General features: G+C 58.4%; 7 protein-coding genes and 1 pseudogene. All 8 read right to left on the bottom strand.

Annotated features, from left to right (window positions below):
- Positions 1-68: 68 nt before the first annotated feature.
- Positions 69-644 carry a histidine phosphatase family protein gene (locus EEB11_RS19080; protein ID WP_167852818.1) on the bottom strand — a complete coding sequence of 192 codons (576 nt, stop codon included), beginning with the start codon at positions 642-644 and terminating at the stop codon, positions 69-71.
- Between the two features lie 4 nt (positions 645-648).
- Positions 649-1,812 carry an ABC transporter ATP-binding protein gene (locus EEB11_RS19075; RefSeq protein WP_135434153.1) on the bottom strand — a complete coding sequence of 388 codons (1,164 nt, stop codon included), beginning with the start codon at positions 1,810-1,812 and terminating at the stop codon, positions 649-651.
- Positions 1,813-1,816: 4 nt separating this feature from the next.
- Complete coding sequence (locus tag EEB11_RS19070) at positions 1,817-2,707, bottom strand: carbohydrate ABC transporter permease (protein ID WP_135434151.1); 891 nt, start codon at positions 2,705-2,707, stop codon at positions 1,817-1,819.
- Positions 2,708-2,716: 9 nt separating this feature from the next.
- The gene (locus tag EEB11_RS19065; protein ID WP_135434149.1) at positions 2,717-3,628 is read right to left on the bottom strand and encodes a carbohydrate ABC transporter permease; all 912 of its coding nucleotides are present in this window, start codon (positions 3,626-3,628) and stop codon (positions 2,717-2,719) included.
- A gap of 63 nt (positions 3,629-3,691) precedes the next feature.
- Positions 3,692-4,981, bottom strand: a complete 1,290-nt coding sequence (locus EEB11_RS19060; protein WP_210134473.1) for an ABC transporter substrate-binding protein — start codon at positions 4,979-4,981, stop codon at positions 3,692-3,694.
- A 719-nt stretch (positions 4,982-5,700) separates the two neighbouring features.
- Positions 5,701-6,443: pseudogene (locus EEB11_RS19055) on the bottom strand (IS5 family transposase); the annotation flags it as partial.
- Positions 6,444-6,612: 169 nt separating this feature from the next.
- The gene (locus tag EEB11_RS19050; protein WP_135434144.1) at positions 6,613-6,834 is read right to left on the bottom strand and encodes a hypothetical protein; all 222 of its coding nucleotides are present in this window, start codon (positions 6,832-6,834) and stop codon (positions 6,613-6,615) included.
- A gap of 332 nt (positions 6,835-7,166) precedes the next feature.
- Positions 7,167-7,460: hypothetical protein (locus tag EEB11_RS19855; protein WP_210134472.1), on the bottom strand; the 294-nt coding region annotated here is incomplete at its 5' end.

Raw genomic sequence — 7,460 nt, 5'->3', positions numbered from 1 at the left:
GTTGTGAATCCTCTAAAGTCAGAGTTCTGCAACAACGCCCCTTGGTACGCCGCCGGACAGGGCGCGCATCATAAGGATACTGTTATCAGGGTCGTGTTGTCATACCAGTGGCCAGTTAGGCGATTCAGAAATGTCCCATGGCCAACAATCGCAATTTCGCGCTCTGGTCGGGCCTCCAACCAAGACCGAAACGCCACCAACCTAGCATCGAGCATTTCCATGGTCTCGATCGCGAACGGGCCGGGGTGATCGGATGGCATGAGCCACCATGGGTCTGCCAAGTGATCAAAGGCAAGATCAGGAAAGCACTTGGCCAGTTCCATGGGCCTTTGCCCAATATCGCAAAAGCTATGCTGATACTCGCGATGCAAGTCCAACACGAGACGCTGTGCAGGGCTGTGCGCGAAAGCATGCTGCATCGTCTGAATCGCACGTGTTAATGGGCTTACGACGACGAGCTCTATTCCCACCAGACGGGCAATACTGGGAGCGAGTGCGCGGGCTTGCGCATGCCCAAGATCGGTCAGCGGCGCATCCCGCAACGTTGGGTCCATCCGGACCGAGGTTTCGTCAGCTACAAGTTCGGCACGCGCATTATGCTTTGACTGAGCGTGCCGGATAAAATGAACCTGTTTCTCTGGCATCGGATCAAACAAAACTTTCGTCAGGGGCCCAACCCACATGTCCGATGCTGTCGCGAAGGACCGTACCGCCAATCCGCAGTCCATCCGCACCAAAAAGATGCAAGCGCGCACCGGAGCGCAGGTGAACGGGCGCCGTCTGCCCTTCGGGCATGCTGACAGAGGTTTCACGGCGCAGCACACGACAGGTCACGCCAGAAACGTCGATGTTATACAACGTTTCCGATCCCAAAGGTTCTGCCGTGACACATGGACCCATCCCCAGCGCGGCACCCACACCGCCCAGATCCAGGTCTTCTGGCCTGATACCTGCGGTGATGCTCATATCGGCACCGGGCAGGCGGGCGATTAACGCGCGCGCGCCATCGCCGCTAATGTTAATGGCCCATCCTTGGCCAGACAATGACAGCTTGTCTGCCGCCACACTTGCCCGCCCCGTGAACAAGTTCATCGCTGGGCTGCCGATGGTTTGCGCGACATACAACGTCGCCGGCGTCAGATAGACTTGGGCCGGTGTGCCCATCTGTGCAATCTGCCCTGCATCCATCACAACAATGCGGTCACCCATGGTCATTGCCTCGACCTGATCATGGGTGACATAGATAGCGGTTGACCCGACACGGCGCTGAATGCGCTTCAATTCTGATCGCATGACGACCCGCAGGCGCGCGTCCAAATTTGACAAGGGTTCATCCAGCAACAGAACATCCGGATCGCGCACAATAGCACGCCCAAGGCTGACGCGTTGCTGCTGCCCCCCGGATAAGCCATCCGGTGTCTTGTCCAGATGTGCGCCGAGTTCCAGCATCTCTGCGACTTCATTGACCCGCCTGCGGATTTCGTCCCGTGAAACGCCTGCAGATTCCAGCGGAAAGGCGATGTTTTTGAAGGCGCTTTTGTGCGGGTACAGGGCAAAGTTCTGGAATACCAGCGACACACCGCGCTTGGACGGATGCACGTCGTTCACGACACGATCACCCACCAGAACTTGCCCGTCCGATATCCGCTCCAGCCCCGCAACCATGCGTAGGGTCGTCGTCTTGCCACATCCCGACCCGCCGACCAACACCACGAGTTCACCCGGCTCGATGCGGAAATTGATGCCTTTGACTGCGTGCATGCCGCCTGCATAAGTCTTCCAGAGATCGCGTGCTTCGACCGCAAGTGTCATGTCTTCAGCCCTTCGTTCCGCCCACGGCCACGCCGCGAACAAGGTGTTTCTGCCCCACGATGAACATGAGCACCAGTGGCAGGATAGAGATCAGAACCGCAGCCATCAGCAGGTTCCAAAGCACGGTTTCCTGATCCGAAAAATCTGCCAATGCGGTCTGAATCACTTTCATGTCCGCTGTCGATGTCATCACCAGGGGCACTAGAAATTCGTTCCACACAGCGGTGAAGTTGAACATCGCAATCACGGTCAATGCGGGCGCGGCCAACGGTAGGTATATTTTCCAGAAGATCGCAAATTCATGCGCGCCGTCCATACGCGCGGCTTCAACCAGATTATCGGGCAGCATGCGCATGAAGGATGTCATCAGATAGGTGCCATAGGCGGTTGCCAGAAACGGCAGCACCATCGACGGGTAGCTGTTGAGAATGCCAAAGCCCCCATTGCCGAATATGTCGTTCCCCCCCGCCAATGGGAAGTTCCGGAACATGATGAATAGCGGAATGATCGTCACATGCACAGGCACCATCAGTGTCGCCAGGATCAGCAGAAACATGGTCGTGCGCCCGGGAAACCGCATTTTGGCAAAGGCGTAGCCCGCCAGCCCGTCGATCAGCACAATCCCGATGGTCGAGACTGTGGCGATGACAAACGTGTTGAACATCGCGCGGCCAAAGTTGGTCACGCGAAATACATCCGAGAAGTTCTGCCACTGAATATTGTCGGGGATCAGGACAGGTGGCCATGCGAACACCTCGGCCGGGCTGGACAAAGCCAGCACCACGATCATCAGGAACGGGGCCAGAATGATCCCCGACAGGGCAATCAGCGCCATGTAGATCAGCGCGCGGCGGGTTTGGCGGATGGCGGGCGGGGCATAATCAAGGTTGCTCATGTCGGATCCCTAGCGGTTCTTGCGCGACAACTGGCCCGACAGGCCCAGCAGCAGCAGCGACAGGATCATAATTGCGACGAACAGCACGACCGCAACCGCAGCAGCGTAGCCCATGGCAAAGGATTGGAACGCCTGATTATAGGAAAACAGAACGGCGGTTGTCGTCGCACGCCCCGGCCCGCCACCTGTCAGCACGACCACCTGATCGAACACCTGCAAGTTGAAGATCACAGCAGTGACGATGACGAACATGGTCGTTGGCATCAGGATAGGCAACGTCACCTGCGTGAAACTGCGCCACCACGACGCACCGTCCATGACAGCCGCTTCGCGCAAGGATTGCGGGATCCCCTGCAGGCCGGCCAGAAAAATCACCACTGAATACCCCATTTGCCGCCAGACTCCGATCCCGATCAGCGTTGGCAATGCTTGACTGCCACTGGCCAGAAACCCCTGCCGTTCAATCCCAAACAGACTAAGCAGATAATTGAATGGCCCAAAGGCGGGGTTCATCACATACAGCCATGCCACCCCGATCGCGACCCAGCTTGCGACCTGCGGCATGTAAAAGACTGTGCGAAACACGCCCATCCCCCGCAATCGCGTGTCCAGCATAACCGCGACGGCCAGCGACAGGATTGTAGCGGGAACCACAGTGCCGACTGTGTAATATAGGGTCACGCGAAACGCCTGAAGTGCACGGGCGTCGTTGAACAGGCGTTCATAATTCGCCAACCCGATAAAGCGCGGCGGTTGCAAAAGCGAATACTGCGTCAGACTCAGGTAACCACCATACATCAGCGGCGCGATCTTCAGCGCCAGAAACAGTGCCATCACCGGCAGCACAAGGATCAGGCCCCAGCGTGCTTCGGCTGGTGTAACCCAGTCCCCTTGAAACCACGCGCGCTTTGATTTCGCCATGTCCTGCCCCCTGACAAAAAGCAGGGGCGGTTTGCACCGCCCCCAACTGCCATTCCATTCGGATCAGTTGAAGCCGATGCCCGAGCGGTCGATAATCTCGGCCTGAATTTCGGATGCCGCGCTGTTCATCGCTTCCTGCGGGTCCATACCGTTCAACAGCAATTCATCCAGCCAGACATTCAGAATGGACTCGTATTCTGAAAAGTTGGGGTGCTTGGGATCAGCAGATCCCCCATCCAGCGCCAGTTGCAGGTACCGCTGCGCCAGCGGGTTTCCCACCAGATAGGGATGCCCTTCGGGCAGGACTGCGCCGGGAATAGACCCGCCAAGGCCCGCGAGCTGCACAATATTGTCGGGTTCCACGATCAGGAACTGCAACAGTTTGGCGGCTGCTTCGGGGTTTTTGGATGTCGACGTAATCGCGATCACGTTCGCCCCCAGACCCGCGCCCGCCATGTCCGGTGTGCCCTGCGGCCCGGCTGGGACCAGCCCCAGACCCGCGAATTCCAGCTTGTCCGGGAATTCGTTCTGCCAGTTGCGAAACGCAAAGTTGTTATAAACCATCGCGGTCAGACCTTGGCCCAGACCCACATTGTCAGCCTCGATGGACCGGGGCACGTCGCAGCATTGCACCAGTTTCTGAAAGAATGCAGCCGCTTCGATCGCTTGGGGCGAATTCATCGTGGCGGTCACACCATCGTCAGAGAACATTGAACCACCATTCCCTTCGACCAGCCGCGTGAAGATATTCGAGCGGTTGAAAGCGAAGGACGACGAATAAAAGCCCAATTGCGTGATTGCACCCGCTGCGTCGCGCACAGTCGCGCCTTCGGCCCAAGCCAGCCATTCGTCCCACGTCGCAGGCGCGGTTGAAGCATCATTGCCACCCGCTTCGATCAGGTCGCTTCGCCAGGACAGACCGTTGGCGGAAAACCACGTTGGCAACATGGACCAAGTGCCGTTCCAGCTTGTCAGTTCCACCGTGGCGGGCACGAAATCATTCGGATCGAAGAACTGGGAATGATCGGCCAGCAAACCCCGCTCTGCAAATCCAGCAACCAGGTTTGAGAAGCCGAAAATAATGTCGGGCAATGTGCCGCCCGCTGCAGCCGTCGCGATTTGCTGCTGATAGGACGACCATGCAGTAATCTCGTACTCGACCTTGATGGTGGGGTTTGCGGCCTCGAATTCTGGGATCAGCCGATCCAGCACGGTGCCATGCGCTTCGGGTGTCCCGTTGAACCACATGCGGACAGTCGTGTCCTGTGCGGAAGCCGCGGTTGATGTCAGCGCAACAATAAGCGCGGTCGCGCAGGTCGTAGAAAACATCTGTCGGGTGGGGTTCTTGAGCATTAAATTTCTCCCTGTGCTGAACTTGACTTCGCATTGTTTTTTGTCGTTCGATCTTCTGGACGAGTTGCGATCCTTGCAACTGCTTTTTGCACATCCAGCATTGTTTCGTGATACACTCACCGCATTTGCCTCTTTCAGCGGGCTTTTGTGGTGTTGCAACGTCTGCCCAGCCCATTGACGGGATGTGACCTCAACCTGAGCTGAACCAAGCAAGCAGGTGCATGGCTAGAGCGCGGCAGCACAAATCAACCACCATGTGACAGTGCCTGCGCATACATTCCGGCTGATCCGGCGGGGTTTGACAAGGCGTAGCAATCGGTGCTGTGTCGGGTGTGCAAGAAAAATGGCGGCCCTCTGTTAATTTCAAAAATGCGCGCCAAACACGAGCGCCTCAGGAAACTGCGCTCGGGTGTTGGGTTGACGGAAATTCGCAGTCAGGGCTGCTCTTTCCTTGTCGACTTAAATAAAATGCGCCTATGGAGACTGGGCTGCAAAACAGGGGGTGGGGGCGGCAATAGCCCCTTCCTTCGGCATCCTCCAGTATCGTCATTGCCGCCGGGCATCGCGTCGCAGACCAGTTGCGCGCTTCAGGCTCTGGCCGCGCCACGGCTCTGCATCAATCTGGCTGCGCCGGGCTGTCCTGTGTTCCAAAGGGGGAAGCACATGGCGTTATTGCGTGACTGACGTTTGAGGCGTGACTTCCCCTTTCCCCGTTGAACTCAGGCCACGCGAACGATCTCGGCGGTGCCCAGTGCGTTGAAGCGATTGATGAGGGCGACGCGGATCTGGATTTCGGCGGTTTGGCTGTCGGGGCGTCTCGCCGCTGTGCGGTCTCCGAAGGCCTTGAGGCAGCGCATCTTTCCCTCGATCATGCTTCGGAGGTGCTATCCGGTCCAGCCATTGCCCGGCAGGCGCAGCCGAAGGATGTTGCCGAGAGGGGCTTCCAGAACGCTCTGCCGTAGTGCCGGGTGGCGCAAAGGGTTTTGTTTAGGGCGATCGTGGCAGGGCAATCCTCTTTCCACGGGCGCCCGTTCTTGCGGATGGGGATGATCGCGGTGGCCTGGCGGTCGATGATGGCGATGTGGCAGCGGCGGGTGTCACAGGCACCGTCGGCCGTCACCATGCCGATCGCCTCGCCCATGGGGATCTGGTCGAGCAACTCCGGCAAGACCGGGCTGTCGCCGTCGTTACTGGGGGTGAATTCCACGGCGCGGATGTCCGAAGTTGCCGTATCCATGGCCAGATGCATCTTGCGCCATTGGCGACGGCTCTGAACTCCATGCTTTCGGGTCTGCCACTCGCCATCACCGAGAAACTTGATCCCGGTGCTGTCCACCAGCAGGTTCACAGGACCATCGGCGCGCCGGTATGGGATCTGGACAGCCAGGGTCTTCTGCCGTCGGCACAGGGTCGGGTAATCGGGCACGGCCCAGTCCAGATCCGCCAGCTTCAGCAAGCTGGCTGTCTTCCAGTTGCAGGCCTTGCTGTTTTAGGGTGCGGAAGAATTGCTCGATATGCCAGCGCTGCCGGTATCAGCCAACCACGCCTCAGGCCATTGCCGCATCTTCGACCCGAAGGGTGGTCAGAAGCCGCCACAAGATGGGCTCGGCGCCCGGCGGCGCATCCATCTCTCAGACCTCGACCAGGCTGACTTGCACTGTCTCGGCAAGCCCCTCCTGCCTGGCCAGATTGGCGGGGCACTTGATCGTGACGGGGCCAAATCGGGTCACAAGGTTGGCAGTGCGGGCCGGACGTTCAGGGCGTGCGCGCAGAGCTACCTTGGCAGCCCCCGCCAATCGCAGCGGTGCCGAGGTGAGCTTGCCGCCGCCTTCCATGAGTGAGCGATCCGCCATGGCACGGGTCAATATGTGAAAGCCCGCTGCAGAAAGTGACTAAAGCGGGTCGTCTCTGCCTATGTCAGATATTCGCGGAAAAAGGCGCGGCGGCGGCTTTATATCCGCATAGCTTCGTCGTAGCTTTGCTGCGGCTAGCCTGAATTACCGGATTGAGTAAGCCGCACCACGGCGGTTCGCAGGGACCGACAGGCAGCTAAGGGCCGTTTCTGGTGTTGGTAGCCAAAGGCTGGTCCTGGCCGATCCTCATCACCAAGATTGGGGTCGGTTCCAGGCTGGCAGCAAAGCTGTGCCACTGCACTGACACATCGCGAAGCACCGTGCTTTCTTAGCTATAAGTGATCCAGTTTTAAGCTGTCCGCGCCCGCGATTGCCTCTGACGGAACTCCATACACGGTTCCGATAAGTGGGAGTTGTAGCCTCTCGTTCATAGCATTGAGCAGTATCAACGAGCCAAGCAAAAGTATAAATGGCTCGGAAAGCGCTATCGGCCCGGCACTCAGGTAGCGCGCTCGGAAAGGACGATCGTATGATGCGTCCAGAAGGTAGATGTGCTGAGAAAACACGCGCCAGCCAAAGTCCGCCTTGGACCTGTCGCGGTTCCGTTCCGGTCTTTTGAGAGCAAT

The organism is Pseudotabrizicola sediminis, assembly GCF_004745575.1.
Classification (GTDB): Bacteria; Pseudomonadota; Alphaproteobacteria; order Rhodobacterales; family Rhodobacteraceae; genus Pseudotabrizicola; species Pseudotabrizicola sediminis.
This window is presented reverse-complemented; position numbering and strand designations above follow the sequence as displayed.